This is a genomic window from Paenibacillus amylolyticus (assembly GCF_047302515.1).
GTDB classification, from domain to species: Bacteria; Bacillota; Bacilli; order Paenibacillales; family Paenibacillaceae; genus Paenibacillus; species Paenibacillus amylolyticus_G.
On sequence record NZ_CP168019.1, the window covers coordinates 5736601 to 5754189 of the forward strand.

The following is a 17589-nucleotide window of genomic DNA, read 5'->3' on the forward strand; positions in this document are numbered from 1 at the left end:
TAAAATCAAGAAAGAGGCGACCTCTGCCGCCCCTCCTCATTACACCACTTACAAACTGTGCGAAACAACACACCTGCTGAAGTGACTATTTTCTCCAACGCTTAACCGGAGGAACCAATTGTAATCCATCTCTCCAAAGTTACGTTAGCTTTATTTTTTCTTTTTCCGTACAAAAGCTGCCGTGCCGTTACCAGCTGCACCGTTGCTCTTCTTCCGCTTGCGTCTTGGTGCTCCGCCTTCCTGAGCGCCACCAGGAGTTGCATTCTCTCCAATAAATACGCCGCTCGGTGAAGTGTTCTTGCGTCCACTTCCGCCTTTGCCACCTTTACCGCCGCCCTTGCCGGACTTAAAGCTTCCTTCACCGCGACCGCTGCCGCTGTTCAGGCCACTTCCTTGTCCACCGGTTGAACTACTATCCGATCCACCCGATGTAGAGCCATATCCGCCTTTACCTGAGCCAAAACCAAAGCTCACCGCGCCTTTGCCCCGGCCAGTTGATCCACCAGCATCACTAGCACGACGCTCACCTTTAGGTTTGCCACCGCCTTTACCTGCGTAGCCACCGGATGAGCCTGCGCCCGCGCCTGCACTCGCTGCTCCACTGCGACCGCCACGTCCACCTTTGCTGCTTTCTTCCGTTGATCTGCCACCACGGCTGGCTCCAGCACCTGTCGAACTGCCTTTGCCGCCACGTGAACCGCTGAATCCACCTGGTCCACCCTTGGTACCGCTGTGTCCGCCGCCGCTACCAGGAGGACGTCCACCTTTCCCGCCACGTCCGCCACCAAAGCCGCCAGGACGTTCAGCGCGAGGTTTCATATCCACCATTTCAAAATCAATCGTATACTCTTCCATGCTTACACGTGCCACACGGATCTTCACCTCATCACCGATGCGGAAGACTTTTGAGGTACGTTCACCAATTAGAGCCATATGCTGATCGTCAAAATGGTAATAGTCGTCCGTGAGCGCGCTCAGGCGAATCAGACCTTCAACGGTGTTTTCCAGTTCAATGAACATACCAAAGCTGGTCACACTGCTGATCATACCTTCGAACTCTTCGCCTACTTTATCAAGCATGTACTCGGCTTTTTTCATTTTCTCCGTATCCCGCTCAGCTTCTACCGCCACACGTTCACGTTCCGAAGACTGCTGCGCAATATCGGACATGCGTGCTGCCAAATACTCCTGACGATTCTCCGGCAAAGCACCATTATTTTCAATGACTTCGCGAATCACCCGGTGAATGACGAGATCGGGATAACGACGAATTGGAGACGTAAAGTGACTATAGAATTCTGCCGCGAGGCCAAAGTGACCTGACATTTCAGAATCATACTTCGCCTGTTTCATTGAACGGAGCATCATCGTACTAATCACAGTTTGTTCTTTCGTTTCTTTGATATCCTCAAGCAACGATTGAAGCGCCCGTGGATGAATCGCATTGCCACGTCCTTTGACCTGGTGTCCAAAATTCGCTGCAAAGGCGAGGAAATTTTGCAGTTTTTCCTGATCCGGATCTTCGTGCACACGATAAATGAACGGAACCTTCAACCAGTGGAAATGCTCTGCCACTGTTTCGTTCGCTGCCAACATGAACTCCTCAATGATTTGCTCCGCAATCGAACGCTCCCGTTTCACGATATCTATCGGTTTGCATTCTGCGTCCACAATGATTTTGGATTCTTCAAAATCAAAGTCAACCGCACCACGGCGCATACGCATAGCGCGCAGCTTCAAGGCGATCTCTTTCATCAGATGGAAATCATCTACCAGATCCTTATAACGCTCGAGCAATTCCGGCTCTTCACCTTCTAGGATTTTACGGACGTTGGAATACGTCATCCGCTCTTTGGTTTTGATTACGCTCGTGAAAATGTCATGTTTTACAACCTTCATCTGATCGTTAAACTCCATCTCACAAGAAAGGGTCAAGCGGTCTACCTGCGGGTTCAAACTACAGATCCCGTTGGACAGACGTTGTGGCAACATTGGAATAACCCGGTCTACCAAATACACACTGCATCCACGGTTATAAGCTTCTTGATCAAGCTTGGAATTCTCCTGTACATAATAGCCGACATCGGCAATATGAACGCCAAGACGATAATTACCGTTAGGAAGCTTCTCTACATTAACAGCATCATCCAGATCCTTGGCATCTTCGCCATCAATCGTGACAATGTTAAGTCCGCGCAGATCACGGCGACCCTGTTGTACTATCTCTTCATCCGTGATGGAGTCTGGTGCTTTCTCCGCCTCTTCTACCACTTCATCCGGGAAAGCTTCAGGCAGCTGATGCTTGCGAATGACGGACAAAATATCAATACCCGGCTCATCCTTATGACCAAGAATCTCGATCACTTCACCCTCGGCTGCCGCACGGCCCTCCGGATAGCTGACGATCTTTGCTACGACCTTCTGTCCATCAACCGCCCCAGCAAAGTTGGTACGCGGGATGAAAATATCGCGATTAATCCGTTTGTCATCCGGAATAACAAATCCGTATACCTCATGGCTTTGGAACACACCAACGACTTGGGTCACAGCACGAGTAACAATACGGACGATCTCACCCTCCAGGCGACCGCCAGAAGGGCCCTGGGACGTGACTTTAACCAATACCGTGTCACCATTCATCGCACTCTTCATGTCATTGGCGTGAATGTACACATCCGGGTGCTCCCGATCCTCAGGGATAAGGAAAGCGAAACCTTTGGCGTGAGCCTGTAAACGTCCGCGTACCAAATCCATGCGCTCTGGCATGCCATAGCGATTGTTACGGGTCAGCAAAACTTTACCGGATTCCTCCAGCGTATTAAGCATAATCAAAAAGGCTTTGAAATCAGCTGCATCTTCAATAGCGAAGTGCTGTTCCAACTCCTGATAAGTCATAGGTTTATAAGCGGTTTCCCGCATGAAGTCGAGCAATTGTTGTTCTGTTATCATTAATATATTCACCTCGGGAAACATAAAAGTGTAAGCAAGTCTCATCTCTTTATGTATCGGAATTCTTACCATTTTCATGATACACATAGCCACTGCCGTGTAGAGTGTAGTAGTGCAACCATACTATCTCATACCCTAGTATACACGAATTCAATCCGGACCATCCGTACCTCGCAAAAAAACCACAGTGGCCTGACGCTCCGGGAAAATCACGCTTTCACATATCTCTACAGACATTTTATGCGGCACAGATGCAGTACGCTTCTGAAAAGGACTAGACCCAAAAAATATCTGTACACATGACATTCATTATAAGGAGTGAGTTCGCGTAACGAATAAGCGAGGGACATACCATACATGATAGGGGTGTGTTGCATGATAAGGAAGGAAAACCAAACAGAAGTGAGAAGAAGACCGAAAATCATGGAGTCTATAGATTAGATTGTTGGAAAAGTTTGGACGTGTAAGAATTTATTAAAAAACCCCCGTTTCTTCACGAAACGAAGGTTCATCAATTAAGCCATTAGCTTAAGCTATTCATTGAACAGCAATTCCGGATCTTACTTGGAAGCCACTGTAACAATAATAGACAAAATCATAAATCCTGCACCCAGTACCACCGTTGCACGTTGCAGGAAGAGATCCAATCCGCGCGCTTTCGTTTTACCGAAAAGATGTTCCGCACCACCGGAGATGGCACCCGCCAAACCAGCGCTTTTCCCGTGCTGCAGCAATACTACAGTGATTAGACCGATCGAGAAAACAACGAGCAGCAATTTCAAAGCAATATCCATTCTTTCCACCTCCTACCCATGTGGGCATAACATCTCACCATAAAAACAGTTACTTTAATTGTAACATAGCTATGGTTGTACTACAAGTAGTACAGTTTATACAATGCCCTAAATTTCACCATCTGCGTGATCCTTATGTTATATCATTACTCCGTTTCAATGAAAAAAGACAAGCCGGTTATCCGGCTTGTCCGTAAAAGCTGGATATCCAGCTTATTTTTTAAGGTTGTAGAATCCTTTAAGACCATTGTATTGAGCCAGTTCACCCAGTTGATCCTCAATGCGGAGCAATTGGTTGTACTTCGCGATACGGTCTGTACGGGAAGGAGCACCCGTTTTGATTTGACCAGCGTTAGTTGCAACAGCGATATCAGCGATTGTGCTGTCTTCGGACTCACCGGAACGGTGGGAGATTACAGCTGTGTATCCTGCGCGTTTAGCCATTTCGATTGCATCAAATGTTTCAGTCAATGTACCGATTTGGTTAACTTTGATCAGGATGGAGTTACCAATACCTTCGTTGATACCTCTGCCCAGACGCTCAGTGTTTGTTACGAACAGGTCATCACCAACGAGTTGTACTTTGTCTCCCAATTTCTCAGTGAGCAATTTCCAACCATCCCAGTCATCTTCGGACATACCGTCTTCGATTGTGATGATTGGGTATTTCTCAACCCATGAAGCCAGAAGGTCAACATACTCAGCGGAAGTGTAAGATTTACCTTCGCCAGCAAGTGTGTACTTACCATCTTTGTAGAACTCAGTGGAAGCAACGTCCATACCCAAGAATACGTCAACGCCTGGTTTGTAACCAGCTTTTTCAATTGCTTCGATGATTGTAGTGATTGCTTCTTCGTTCGAACCAAGGTTCGGTGCGAAACCACCTTCGTCACCTACAGCTGTGTTCAAGCCTTTGGAGCTCAATACGGATTTCAAGTTGTGGAAGATCTCTGCACCTACGCGAAGAGCTTCTTTGAAGCTTGGTGCTCCAACTGGAAGAACCATGAACTCTTGAACGTCGATGTTGTTGTCAGCATGCTCACCACCGTTGATGATGTTCATCATTGGAACTGGCAATGCTTTAGCGTTGAATCCGCCCAGGTAAACGTACAATGGCAGGTCCAGAGCGTCAGCAGCTGCGCGAGCTACTGCCATGGATACAGCCAGGATTGCGTTAGCACCCAGTTTACCTTTGTTTGGCGTACCATCCAAAGTGATCATCAATTTGTCGATACCCAGTTGATCCAATGCATCCATACCGATAACTTCTGGAGCGATTGTTTCGTTTACGTTTTTAACAGCTTGCAGAACGCCTTTACCGAGGTAACGGGATTTGTCACCATCGCGAAGCTCAACTGCTTCGTGGGCACCAGTGGATGCACCAGATGGAACGATTGCGCGTCCGATTGCGCCGGACTCCAGGTATACTTCAACTTCTACTGTAGGGTTACCGCGGGAGTCGAGGACTTCGCGAGCGTACACGTCAGAAATAATAGTCATTTGTGATAATCTCCTTTAAATTTGAAATTTTATTTTAATACGTTCAGAACAAACATGTTTCACCAAGCCACTCCGCGTGCAGTACCGTCCTTCGATCGCTGTTATCCCCCAATTCTTTGAACTCCTTATAAAAGGTGAGAATTAGGGGATAAAGGCGAGCGCTTCGCTTCTCCAGATCGGTTCTGCCCGCTTCGTTAAGGCGTAACTTAGGTCTTATTCGACAACCTATTAAAATTATATTATTTACGGGTAGCGATGACGGATGTACCTGTCATCTCAGCCGGTTTAGGCAATTGCATCAGGTCAAGGATCGTTGGCGCGATATCCGCCAAGATTGCACCCTCACGCAGGGTTACATTTGCATCGGTAACGATAAATGGAACCGGGTTCGTAGTATGAGCTGTGAACGGACGTCCCTTCTCATCGAACACCATATCCGCGTTACCATGATCCGCCGTGATCAGTACAACGCCGCCTTTGGCAAGTACTGCATCCACAACACGGCCCATGCACTCATCTGTTACTTCAACCGCTTTGATGGTAGGCACCAGCATGCCGGAGTGTCCAACCATGTCAGGGTTAGCAAAGTTCAGAATGATGGCGTCATGTTTGTCTGCTTCGATCTCGCGAACACATGCGTCAGCTACTTCATAAGCGCTCATCTCCGGTTGCAGATCATACGTTGCAACTTTTGGTGAGTTGATCAGTACACGAGTTTCGCCCGGAAGCTCCACATCACGACCGCCGCTGAAGAAGAAAGTAACGTGAGGGTATTTCTCAGTTTCTGCAATACGCAGTTGTTTTTTATTGTTCTGTACCAGAACTTCACCCAAGGTGTTGTCGAGGTTTTTCGGCGAATAAGCCACATAACCTTCAACCGTCTCGCTGAACAAAGTCAAGCATACAAAGTGCAAGCCCACAGGGAACTTCGGACCACGTTCGAAACCGCGGAAATCCTGGTTTGTGAATACTTGCGACAACTGGATCGCACGGTCAGGACGGAAGTTGAGGAAGATAACGGAATCGCCGCTCTCAACCAAACCTACCGGCTCACCATCCGCTTTGACGATAACCGTTGGTTCAACGAATTCATCAAATACGGACTTCTCATACGATTCTTCAACCGCTTTGAGTGGGTCAGTGTATTTCGGTCCATCTCCATAAACGATGGCGCGGTATGATTTCTCAACCCGTTCCCAACGTTTGTCACGGTCCATCGCGTAATAGCGACCTTGAACCGTTGCGATTTTACCTACACCGACTTCTTCAATCTTAGCGATCAGCTTCTGCATGAAGTCTTTACCACTGTCTGGCATAACATCACGGCCATCCATGAAGGCATGAATATATACATCGTTCATTCCTTCTTTTTTGGCCAGATCTAGCATAGCAAACAGGTGGTCGATGTGACTATGTACGCCGCCATCGGACAACAAGCCGTAGAGATGAAGTTTTTTGCCGCTTTGTTTCGCTTCGCGAACGGCTTTGACAAGTGTTTCATTGTCGTAGAACTCGCCGTCACGAATGGATTTGGAGATACGGGTCAAATCCTGGTATACGATCCGGCCGGCACCAATGTTCAGGTGACCTACCTCGGAATTTCCCATTTGCCCTTCTGGCAAACCTACAGCTTCACCGCAAGCAGTGAGCGTTGTATGTGGGAATTGGCTCATGAAACGGTCGTAGTTCGGTTTCTTGGCTTGCGCTACCGCATTGCCTTCCACCGTGTTACGCAGACCAAAGCCATCCATGATGATCAGTGCTACAGGTTTTGGAGCTGTCATCTTACTTCGCCCCCTCAACAAGCGCGATGAACGAAGCCGGCTGCAAGCTGGCACCGCCAACAAGCGCGCCGTCGATGTCGCTTTGTCCGAGGTATTCTGTTACGTTCTCCGGTTTAACACTGCCGCCGTATTGAATACGAACTGCATTCGCTACCGTCTCGTTGTACAGATCCTTCACCAGCGTACGGATGTAAGCAATAACTTCATTCGCATCTTGGGAAGTGGAGGATTTGCCTGTACCAATCGCCCAGATTGGCTCATAAGCGATAACAACTTGTGCCGCTTGCTCTGCAGACAGACCTGCAAAAGCAGCTACTGTTTGCACTTTGCATATGTCTTTTGTTTGGTTCGCTTCACGCTCTTCAAGCGTCTCACCAAGGCAGAAGATTGGAGTCAATCCGTGACGGAATGCTGCATGCAACTTTTTATTGACAGTCTCATCGGTTTCCGCAAAATACTGACGGCGCTCCGAGTGACCAATAATGACATAATCCACACCCAGGTCTTTCAGCATCACGCCGCTGATTTCACCTGTGAATGCACCGTTATCTTCAAAGTGAAGATTTTGTGCACCAATTTTGATGTTTGTGCCTTTAACGGCTTCTACCAGGGATGGCAGATTTGTAAACGGTGCGCAGATTACAGTCTCCACGCCTTCAACTTCCGCTTTTCCTTTAACTTCCTGAATGAAGTCATTGGATTCGGAAACCGTTTTGAACATTTTCCAGTTACCTGCGATAATCGGTGTTCTCATGGGTTTCAACTCCTTCATGCTATAGACTACTAAAACTTACTTGTCGTTCAATGCTACTACGCCTGGAAGTACTTTACCTTCCATGAACTCGAGCGATGCACCGCCACCTGTAGAGATGTGGTTCATTTTGTCAGCCAATTTGAACTTCTCAGCTGCTGCTGCGGAGTCACCGCCACCAATTACAGTGTAAGCTTCTGTCTCAGCGCAAGCTTCCGCTACTGCACGAGTACCGTGGGAGAATGGCTCGATTTCAAATACGCCCATTGGTCCGTTCCACACAACCAATTTGGAGTTTTTGATTACATCAGCATAGATCTCACGTGTTTTAGGACCGATGTCGATACCTTCCCAATCTGCTGGGATACCATCGATGTCAACGATTTGTGTGTTTGCTTTCGCACTGAAATCGTCAGACACTACGATATCTACCGGCAGGTAGAAGTTTTTGCCCAATTTTTTCGCTTTTTCGATAAAACCGAGAGCAACATCAAGTTTGGAATCATCCAGCAAGGATTGTCCAATTTCATGTCCTTGTGCTTTCAAGAACGTGTAAGTCAGACCGCCACCGATGATTACGTTGTCTGCAATGTTCAGCAGGTTGTCGATTACATCGATTTTGTCCTTAACTTTGGATCCACCAATGATAGCTGTGAAAGGACGCTCAGGGTTGGAGATTGCTTTACCCAACACTTCAAGTTCTTTCTCCATCAACAAACCGGACACTGCCGGAAGCAAGTGAGCGATTCCTTCAGTCGAAGCGTGTGCTCTGTGAGCCGCGCCAAACGCATCATTAACGAAAACGTCAGCCAGTTCAGCAAATTGTTTTGCCAGTTCCGGATCGTTTTTCTCTTCGCCTGCGTGGAAACGAACGTTTTCAAGCAACAATACGTCGCCGTTGTTCAGTTCAGCGATTTGAGCTTTAACAGCGTCACCAACAGAACCGTCAGCTTTAACAACTGTTTTACCAAGCAATTCAGACAAACGCTCAGCTGCTGGAGTCAAACGCAAGGATTCAACCACTTCGCCGTTAGGACGACCCATGTGGCTTGCCAAAATGACTTTAGCGCCTTTTTCAATCAAGAAGTTGATTGTAGGAAGCGTTGCACGAATACGTTTGTCATCTGTAATTTTACCATCTTCGAGCGGCACATTGAAATCTACACGGACAAAAGCCCGTTTTCCTGTCAATTCGATATCGCGTACACTTTTTTTGTTCATCTGTATTTCCTCCGCACCCATGTATTTGGTGGAGCAATCAAGAGCTAAAATCCCTTGTCAATCCTGGTGTTTTTGAGAAATTTGCAAAATGTAGATATATAAAGAGCGGAAACAATATAGCATCTGTTTCCGCTCTATGTTATTACAGATATTACTTAATCATTTTTGCAAAGTGCTCCAAAGTGCGAACCAATTGTGCAGTGTAGGACATTTCATTGTCATACCAAGCTACAGTTTTAACCAATTGTTGGTCGCCAACAGTCAGAACTTTAGTTTGAGTTGCATCAAACAGGGAACCGAAAGTGATTCCTTGGATATCGGAAGATACGATTTCGTCTTCTGTGTATCCGAAAGTTTCTGGATCGGAAGCTTCTTGCATAGCTGCGTTAACTTCTTCAGCAGTTACTTTTTTGTTCAGAACAGTTACGAGCTCAGTCAGGGAACCAGTAGCTACTGGTACACGTTGAGCTGCACCATCAAGGATGCCTTGCAGTTCTGGGATTACCAGACCGATTGCTTTAGCAGCACCAGTTGTGTTAGGGATGATGTTTTCAGCTGCTGCGCGAGCACGACGGAAGTCACCTTTAGGGTGTGGAGCATCCAACGTGTTTTGGTCGCCAGTGTAAGCGTGAATTGTAGTCATCAAACCTTGAACGATTCCGAATTTGTCTTGCAGTGTTTTTGCCATAGGTGCCAGGCAGTTTGTTGTGCAAGATGCGCCGGAGATTACAGTTTCAGTACCGTCGAGGATTTCATGGTTTACGTTGTAAACGATGGTTTTCATGTCGCCAGTAGCTGGTGCGGAGATAACAACTTTCTTAGCTCCACCTTTCAAGTGTTTCTCAGCTGCTTCTTTAGTTGTGAAGAAACCAGTACATTCCAGAACGATATCTACGCCCAGGTCGCCCCAAGGAAGTTCTTCCGGGTTACGGTTAGCCAATACTTTAACTTCTTTGCCGTTCACTTTGAAGAAGCCATCGTGTACTTCAACATCGCCATCGAAGCGACCTTGAGTTGTATCATATTTGAGCAAATGAGCGAGCATTTTAGCATCAGTCAAGTCGTTGATTGCTACTACCTCGATGCCTGCTACATTTTGAATACGGCGGAATGCCAAGCGTCCAATACGTCCAAAACCGTTAATACCTACTTTAATCATGAGTAAGTTCCTCCCAAGTTTTGATTAATTTTTTTTATGAAACTTATATATTCAAGACAGACGGTGAAGTCCGTCAAGACAACAATAGTTGTGATGCAAAGTAAACCCTTATTCCATTTCAGCAACGATGACTTCGGCAGCAGCCTCATCAATAATCAGAATATCTTCCTGACCAAATCGCAACACGGAGTGTATTGCAGCAGCTTTGCTTTTGCCACCTGCAATTCCAATCACAACATCGGTTCGTTCAATATCCTGAAGTCGCATACCCAGTGTAAGCATGGTATGTACCACCTTACCCTGATCATTAAAGTAATAACCGAAAGATTCAGATACGGCCCCTTGCTCCTGAAGTTCATCTATAATCTCCGTCGCAAGTTTGCGTCTTTTGGCCATCTCTACGGCATCACCAATTCCATGAATAACAATCCGTGATTGCCTGATCAGCTGCAGAATCTCCTGAACACTAGGGTCCTGGATTAATGATTCATAGGCATGATCACTGAGCAAATCCGGTACATGCAGGAGTTTATATTGCGCCCCTACCCGTTTTGCCATTGTGGATGCGATCGTATTAGCCTGAATTTCAAGGCTTTCTCCAAGTCCACCGCGTGCTGGTACGAACCAGACACCTTTTAGCGATGTTGGCGGATTTAGTTGTTCTGCGACTTCGGCCGTTGTTGAACCGCCAGTAACGGCGACAACGTCGTTGTCACTCATGATATTGCCGAGAGCCTTCGCTCCGGCTCTGCCCAGTTCCCTTTTGGCAAATGGAGAAACGTCCGAATCGCCAGGAACCACAACTACCTTTTGCAGACCGTAGGCTTGCTTGATACGCTCTTCCAGCTCGGATAATCCGAACAGCTCTTTGGCTACGGGCTCTAACTGCTGCAGCAAATCATACCCTGCCTCGCTGATCTTCATTCCTGCACTGTCAATTTCAATAAGTCCCTGAGCCTTTAACAGATCGGTCTCAGCCCTCAGAACCCGCTCGGTCATCTGCATGGAATTAGCTAACGTTCTCCGTCCGATCACATCCGATAACATGATCTGTTGCAGAATCGTATACCTCTTTTTCAAGATATCCATGAGATCAGGCAGAAGCTGCTTTTGTACTTCTAAAATCGTTCGCATGCTTTCCACTCCCGCAAGTTCTCGTTCTAAGCTCTCTTTCGTGGCCCTAAAACGTCCCGGGTTAACTTTTTAAGTCCCACGTCTATTCTACCTAAAACTGACGTGACATGCAAGTGTTTCAACGTGTTATTTCGACACGCATTCAGCGTTTGTACGCGCCTATTTTCACAATCCTAGACTTCCATGATCTAGGACTAGCTCACGCATACCATATATAGAAGAAACAAATGAATTCAATCTACATATCGCTCAGAATCATATTTCATACGGCATGTCCAAAACCTCTAATAGCATTTACTTAAATGTACTCTTTATCCACTCTTCTTCATCATGATCATTTTTAGGTTAATCCAAACCAATACGACAACGAACTGCTTGCAATTAAATATTTCATGAGCTATAATCATTATTGCTGTCACATAATGTGCGCCCGTGGTCCAATGGATATGACGTAGGCCTCCGAAGCCTGAGATCCAAGTTCGATTCTTGGCGGGCGCGCCATTTTTATTTAACAGCTCATAACCCATTTAACCAATGAAACCGGAAAGGTTTCTTTTTTTTGTAAGTTAGTTTGACTTTCTTTGACTTTTTGTTTGGAATTGTTTATTATGTGGGTAATACGGTAACAGTTTAAGTATAAACACCAATAACATTTACATTCCAAGGAGGTTTTTCACGTGAGTTTTATTCCAATGGTCGTTGAACAGAGCAACCGGGGTGAGCGCGCCTACGACATCTACTCCAGATTGCTGAAGGATCGTATTATTTTCCTTGGTAGCGATGTTAATGACGTAGTGGCTAATGCCATTATGGCACAGATGTTGTTCCTGGCTGCGGAAGATCCGGAGAAAGACATTCACTTATACATCAACAGCCCAGGCGGATCGATTACAGCCGGTATGGCGATTTACGATACAATGCAATTCATCAAACCGGATGTATCTACCATCTGTGTAGGTATGGCGGCTTCCATGGGTGCATTCTTGTTGAATGCCGGTGCAAAAGGTAAACGTTTTGCATTACCAAACAGTGAAATTATGATTCACCAACCACTTGGTGGTGCACAAGGTCAGGCTTCTGACATCGAAATCCGTGCTCGTCGCATTTTGAAAATGCGTGATACGTTGAACCGCATCATCTCTGAGCGTTCAGGTCAACCGCTGGAGCGGATTGAGAAAGATACAGATCGTGACTACTTCATGAGTGCTGCTGAAGCCGCCGATTACGGTATCATTGATAAAGTCATCGAAAACGTAGGATCACAAGGCATCTAAGTGTGACGTAGACCACGGTCTATGCGTTAACATAATCAACACCTAACGTAATCAGCAACATATAATTGTGTTGTCTATACGAGAAGAAGCCCTCATCATAATCATGATGGGGGCTTCTTTTTTTCATTTTATAAGGAAGATAACTTAAGAGTGCATAATAATGATTCTTTATTTGGTACCCGTTACATTACTGAAAGGTTCTGTGCCTTTAGGGAGAAGCTCTTTATACGTAAATGGCATTTCAGGGAATCCCTCTGCGTACGCCGTATATTCATACAACTGGAAGAACACAACTACACCCGTTGGTGTCACATAGTAATCTTGATCTTTATTCAACCCTTTATAACCGTCGAGGTATCCACCGCGGGCTTTCAGTTGTTCACCCACTTTTTTACTCAGCGTCTCGCGCATGGTTTTGTTATTTTGCAGCACATCATCTAACGTAAGCTCCTTGCCTGTGTCCAGTGCAAAGGTGTGGCCCGTACGGTATGTCATACCATGAGCGCCAGCATAATCCTCATATCGTTGTGTAATGAGTCCCAGCACGCCTTTTTCGTTGTACGTCACTACATAGGAGCTCTCAAATGCATATGGACGGTTGGCTGTTGCACCGCCGAATTCAGATGTCTGTTTCTTGAAGTCAGCTACATACGCATCCACTTCGTCTTTCAACACTTTGTTGATCGCCGCTTCAGCTTCTTTGCTGGCAAGTCCACTCACCTGTGGATATTGAACATCTACTTCAGCATTTTTCACAGTGACATTAACTGTTGCCGATTTAATTTTAACGTTATTTTGTTTCACCTTGCTGAGTGTCAACGTTTTGGTTTTGCCATCCCAGTTCCCCTGTACACCCAGATAATCTCTCATTGCCGAGAATGGGATATATAATCGACCCTGAATCAATTTCGCTTCCACCTGAGGATAATAGTTGTTAATTCGAACACTCGGCTCACCATCCAATAGGCTGATCGTCATCGTGTTATTGGCTGCTGTCAAAGCGTACTCTTTGGTTTTCGCATCATATTTCAGCGTTCCACCTGCCACATCTTTAACTGCCGTAAGAGAGACCCATGTCGATCCACCTTGAAGAAGTCCTTTTTGAGTCAGTGTTTTTCCACCCGACTTCAGAGTTACCTCAGTCGGGGTTGTCACTTTCGAGGATACCGATGCTGCCTGAACCGAACTGTCCTGCCATACCGAACCGCTACCTACAATAATTCCTGCTGCAAGCAACGCACTTGTCCATTTTTTCCATGATGTCATATATAAAACTCCTCTCTGAATTCACAATTAGGGATCATTGCGTATGTAATCCTGACCTGATCGTATATCTCATACGCTCACCTCTTTATTATAATTAACCCGATTTCGGAAAGGTTTACAGCTCGAGTTACAATGTTGATGAATATCAGACCGAAAATATAACGGGATATGACCTTTTTGTCACGAACAACTATACAAAAAAGATACCAATATACAGCATTTCATGTTGCTTCAAAAAGGTACCCTCCTATCCAACTTCATCAAAGTTTGCTTTTCCAACAAAAAAGACTCTGTCCACAGGACAAAGTCTTTGTCATTATTTCGTTGTACCCTTCACATGACACTTGAAAAGGTTACTTGAGCTTACAATCCTTAGTTCAATCTTGTTTATTTCATTTCATACGTGATATTCAGGATTGTGCTTACTTTAACCTGGCCTGTTTCAATCTCAGTGCCACCTGCTGTATCTTGTGCCTTGGACATCAACGCCTCGCTTGCATAGAATACAGGCACATTGGCATCACCTTGGCTCACGGAAAGAACAGCACCCAGTTGACGTTTAACTGCTTTTGCAATGGCGCCAGCTTTCACATCTGCATTGGCCACAGCTTTTTCAATCACTTGGGATTCATAACTTTCCGGATTTTCTACAGTAAAGCGCACATTTTCAATATTGTTGGCACCCGCACCCGAAGCAGCATCGAGCAACTCGCCAATCTTGTCCATCTGACGATATGTGACTGTCAGCGTATGATGCGCTGTATATCCTTTAATTTGTTGTCCGTCTTTTTCACTATACGTATAGTTGGGTTGTACAGAGAACTGACTCGTTTGAATGTCGTCTGCACTGATCTTCCACGTATTCTTCAGCAAATTGGATACCTTTTGAACCTTGGCAGCATTCGCTTTTTGAGCAGATGCTGCTGTCTCTGCAGTACTGTTCACACCAATCGACAGATAAGCGATATCAGGCTTCACCTGAATCTCACCTTTACCCACAACATTAATCACATTCTGTTGTACTCCCTGAACCTCTGCAGCGTAAGCATAGTTACCTGGTGCAACCCATGCTGTTCCTCCAACAAGCAACGTACTTGCCACCAGCACCGCACCAAATGGTTTCATCCATTGTTTACCCATCACGATAGCCTCCTTATGTGTTAACATCTCAAACTTTAAACGATTTGATACCTTAACAGACGGGACAAATTCCATAATGTTGCACTTGACGATAGCATAAACGTGAAAAACACAAAAAAGCCCCTTTCGGGACTTCTTCATTGGATTGATCATATCTTATTGGTTTTCGAGCTCTTCCTTACTTACCAGACTAACTAAAGCGTTTACAGCCTGTTCGGCATCCGCGCCTTCTGCACTAATCTGGATTTCCGTACCTGTGCTAATTGCAAGGCTCATGATCCCCATGATACTTTTTGCATTAACTTTTTTGTCGTCCTTCTCGACGAACACTTCAGACGAGTACTTATTCGCTTCTTGAACGAACAGTGCCGCAGGTCTGGCATGGAGACCCGTTTTCAAACGGACAACTACCGGGTGCTTTGTCATGGAAACTTACCCCCTATTATGAAATCTGGACATTAAATACACAATTATATTTATACAACATTATACCATTAACCCGTGCAGGACACTAGAAGAAAAAACTCAGGGTGCTTTGGAGGACATTATCTTGCCCTAATTTCATCTTTTGCACAGCGCATCCAATGACCTAAGTGAGTCTCCTAGATCCTTAACGGTTGACTTTCCCGACCTTACTGTTCAGCAGAAACAGCCGACCTTGTTACTTTACCCTACTCCGTCTTAACCATAACGTTCTGTGCGTACTTTCTCAGCCAGCTCATCAATTTTACGAAGCCGATGGTTCACTCCTGACTTGCTAACTGTACCTTTAAGAAGCTCGCCAACTTCCTTCAAGTTGATATCCGGATGAGCGAGTCGAACCTCCGCCACTTCGCGAAGCTTCTCAGGCAACGATTCCAGACCAACTTCCTTTTGTAACAACCGGATATTATCGATTTGTCTTACCGCCGCTCCAATCGTTTTGTTCAGGTTGGCGGTCTCACAATTGACAATCCGGTTAACGGAGTTACGCATGTCTCGCATAATTCGTACATCTTCAAACTTGAACAAGGCCTGATGAGCACCAATGATGCTGAGCAGCTCAATGATTTTCTCGCCTTCCTTAATGTATAGGATGAATCCTTTTTTCCGTTCTATACACCGTGCATTCAGATGAAATTCATTGGCCAGGTCAACCAGTGCCTGACAGTGCTCTTCATACATAGACGCAATCTCCAGATGGTACGAGGAACCTTCCGGATTATTAACCGATCCACCGGCCAGAAATGCACCGCGAAGATAGGCCCGTTTACAACAGTTTTGCTGAAACAACTCCGTACTGATCCCTGGGGTAAAGAGAAAGCCCTCAGATACAATATGAAGACTATTGAGAATCTCCTGTACCATGGTTGGAATACGAACAATATATACATTGTTCTTTTTCAGCCGCATTTTTTTGCGGACCAGTAATTCCGTATGCACTTGAAATTGCTTTTTAAGCAGAGAGTATGCCCGTCTTGCAATGGCGGCATTCTCCGTCGAAATATCCAAGATCACTTTTCTATTCGATAACTGCACTGCACCAAGCATACGGATGAGGGCTGAAAGTTCCGCCTTTTCGCAGCACGGTTCGCTCTCGATCATGGTTAATTCTTTTTTGGTCTGTGCTGCAAACGACATGGGACTTCACCTCTTCCGTAACATCCAATTTTGTACCAGTTGGTAGATGTGATGACTTAACTTGTCGGCATCATGACGCAGATAGGTTTTGAACAGAACAAGCGTATCTGCAACCACCTGATAGCCGGCACTTTCGAGTACATTCATATCCAGTACAACCGGTTTTGCTCCTTTTTCCGCATACTTATTTTGAACTTGCAGCGGAATATCACCATTATTCACGATAACATAGTCGAAGAGCTGATGACCTATATGCTCGTGTACCGCCTTAAGATGGTCACTTACCGTATAGTTATCTGTTTCTCCCGGCTGTGTCATCACATTACAGATAAACATCTTCACCGCATCAGCCTCTACCACAGCTTCTGCAAGCTTAGGTACGAGCAGATTGGGAAGAATACTTGTATAGAGGCTGCCTGGCCCGATCAGAATGGCGTCAGCTTGACGAATGGCCTCTACTGCCTCTGGCAACGGCTCCACGTGATCCGGTTCAAGGAAAACACGTTTGATGCGTCCACCCGCCTCAGGGATCTTGGACTCACCTGTAATAATTGTCCCATCTTCCATCTCCGCATGCAACACCACGGCCTGGCCGGCGGCTGGCAATACCTCACCTCGAACGGCAAACACGCGGCTAAGTTCCCGCACTGCGGTCACAAAGTCGCCCGAAATATCCGTCATTGCAGCCAAAATCAAATTTCCCAAGCTGTGGCCTGCAAGCCCCGCGCCTGTATTGAAACGGTACTTCAACATATCTGAAAGCAATGGTTCTACATCAGCCAGTGCCGTAAGCACGTTGCGAATGTCGCCAGGAGGCGGCATCTGTAGCTCATTGCGCAGGATGCCTGAACTTCCACCGTCATCTGCAACTGTGACGATGGCCGTGATATCCAGCGGCTTCTCTTTCAAACCGCGCAGCATCACGGATAATCCGGTTCCGCCGCCCATTACAACTATTCTCGGACGTTCTCTTCGTGGTCCGGCCTCTTTCATCCCT

14 protein-coding genes and 1 tRNA gene are annotated in these 17589 nt (G+C 46.1%); 2 read left to right on the forward strand and 13 right to left on the reverse strand.

The window, feature by feature from the left end:
* Positions 1-150: 150 nt before the first annotated feature.
* The 8 genes from rnr to ACDJ59_RS25130 all read right to left on the reverse strand — a co-directional run bounded on the left by rnr (position 151) and on the right by ACDJ59_RS25130 (position 11292).
* Positions 151-2949 carry a ribonuclease R gene (rnr, locus tag ACDJ59_RS25095; protein ID WP_413406600.1) on the reverse strand — a complete coding sequence of 933 codons (2799 nt, stop codon included), beginning with the start codon at positions 2947-2949 and terminating at the stop codon, positions 151-153.
* 560 nt (positions 2950-3509) lie between these two features.
* Positions 3510-3743, reverse strand: coding sequence for a preprotein translocase subunit SecG (secG, locus tag ACDJ59_RS25100; RefSeq protein ID WP_339298775.1), 234 nt, complete (start codon positions 3741-3743; stop codon positions 3510-3512).
* A 213-nt stretch (positions 3744-3956) separates the two neighbouring features.
* Complete coding sequence (gene eno, locus ACDJ59_RS25105; protein WP_036616228.1) at positions 3957-5243, reverse strand: phosphopyruvate hydratase; 1287 nt, start codon at positions 5241-5243, stop codon at positions 3957-3959.
* A gap of 239 nt (positions 5244-5482) precedes the next feature.
* Entirely contained in the window at positions 5483-7027 is a 1545-nt protein-coding gene (gpmI, locus tag ACDJ59_RS25110) for a 2,3-bisphosphoglycerate-independent phosphoglycerate mutase (RefSeq protein ID WP_413406601.1), read from the reverse strand.
* A 1-nt stretch (position 7028) separates the two neighbouring features.
* Positions 7029-7781: a triose-phosphate isomerase gene (gene tpiA, locus ACDJ59_RS25115; RefSeq protein WP_413406602.1), complete on the reverse strand. Its 753-nt coding sequence runs from the start codon at positions 7779-7781 to the stop codon at positions 7029-7031.
* A 36-nt stretch (positions 7782-7817) separates the two neighbouring features.
* On the reverse strand, positions 7818-8999 hold the full coding sequence (locus tag ACDJ59_RS25120; RefSeq protein ID WP_127546334.1) for a phosphoglycerate kinase: 1182 nt from the start codon (positions 8997-8999) through the stop codon (positions 7818-7820).
* 151 nt (positions 9000-9150) lie between these two features.
* The gene (gene gap, locus ACDJ59_RS25125; protein ID WP_017691243.1) at positions 9151-10158 is read right to left on the reverse strand and encodes a type I glyceraldehyde-3-phosphate dehydrogenase; all 1008 of its coding nucleotides are present in this window, start codon (positions 10156-10158) and stop codon (positions 9151-9153) included.
* Between the two features lie 108 nt (positions 10159-10266).
* A complete protein-coding gene (locus tag ACDJ59_RS25130; protein WP_036616216.1) occupies positions 10267-11292 on the reverse strand; it encodes a sugar-binding transcriptional regulator in 1026 nt (341 codons plus the stop codon).
* A gap of 426 nt (positions 11293-11718) precedes the next feature.
* Here ACDJ59_RS25130 and ACDJ59_RS25135 point away from each other — a divergent pair.
* Together ACDJ59_RS25135 and clpP are read left to right on the forward strand one after the other, a co-directional pair.
* A tRNA-Arg gene (locus ACDJ59_RS25135) sits at positions 11719-11793 on the forward strand.
* Between the two features lie 176 nt (positions 11794-11969).
* Entirely contained in the window at positions 11970-12566 is a 597-nt protein-coding gene (clpP, locus tag ACDJ59_RS25140) for an ATP-dependent Clp endopeptidase proteolytic subunit ClpP (RefSeq protein WP_017691245.1), read from the forward strand.
* A gap of 168 nt (positions 12567-12734) precedes the next feature.
* Here clpP and ACDJ59_RS25145 read toward each other — a convergent pair whose 3' ends face one another.
* The 5 genes from ACDJ59_RS25145 to ACDJ59_RS25165 form a co-directional block, all read right to left on the reverse strand.
* Positions 12735-13832, reverse strand: coding sequence for a stalk domain-containing protein (locus ACDJ59_RS25145; protein WP_413406603.1), 1098 nt, complete (start codon positions 13830-13832; stop codon positions 12735-12737).
* Between the two features lie 387 nt (positions 13833-14219).
* Positions 14220-14972, reverse strand: coding sequence for an SIMPL domain-containing protein (locus ACDJ59_RS25150; protein WP_047841458.1), 753 nt, complete (start codon positions 14970-14972; stop codon positions 14220-14222).
* Between the two features lie 156 nt (positions 14973-15128).
* Positions 15129-15398 carry an HPr family phosphocarrier protein gene (locus tag ACDJ59_RS25155; RefSeq protein WP_017691248.1) on the reverse strand — a complete coding sequence of 90 codons (270 nt, stop codon included), beginning with the start codon at positions 15396-15398 and terminating at the stop codon, positions 15129-15131.
* 255 nt (positions 15399-15653) lie between these two features.
* Positions 15654-16592 carry a DNA-binding protein WhiA gene (gene whiA / locus ACDJ59_RS25160; protein ID WP_413406604.1) on the reverse strand — a complete coding sequence of 313 codons (939 nt, stop codon included), beginning with the start codon at positions 16590-16592 and terminating at the stop codon, positions 15654-15656.
* Between the two features lie 6 nt (positions 16593-16598).
* A complete protein-coding gene (locus ACDJ59_RS25165) occupies positions 16599-17585 on the reverse strand; it encodes a gluconeogenesis factor YvcK family protein (RefSeq protein WP_017691250.1) in 987 nt (328 codons plus the stop codon).
* Positions 17586-17589: the final 4 nt, after the last annotated feature.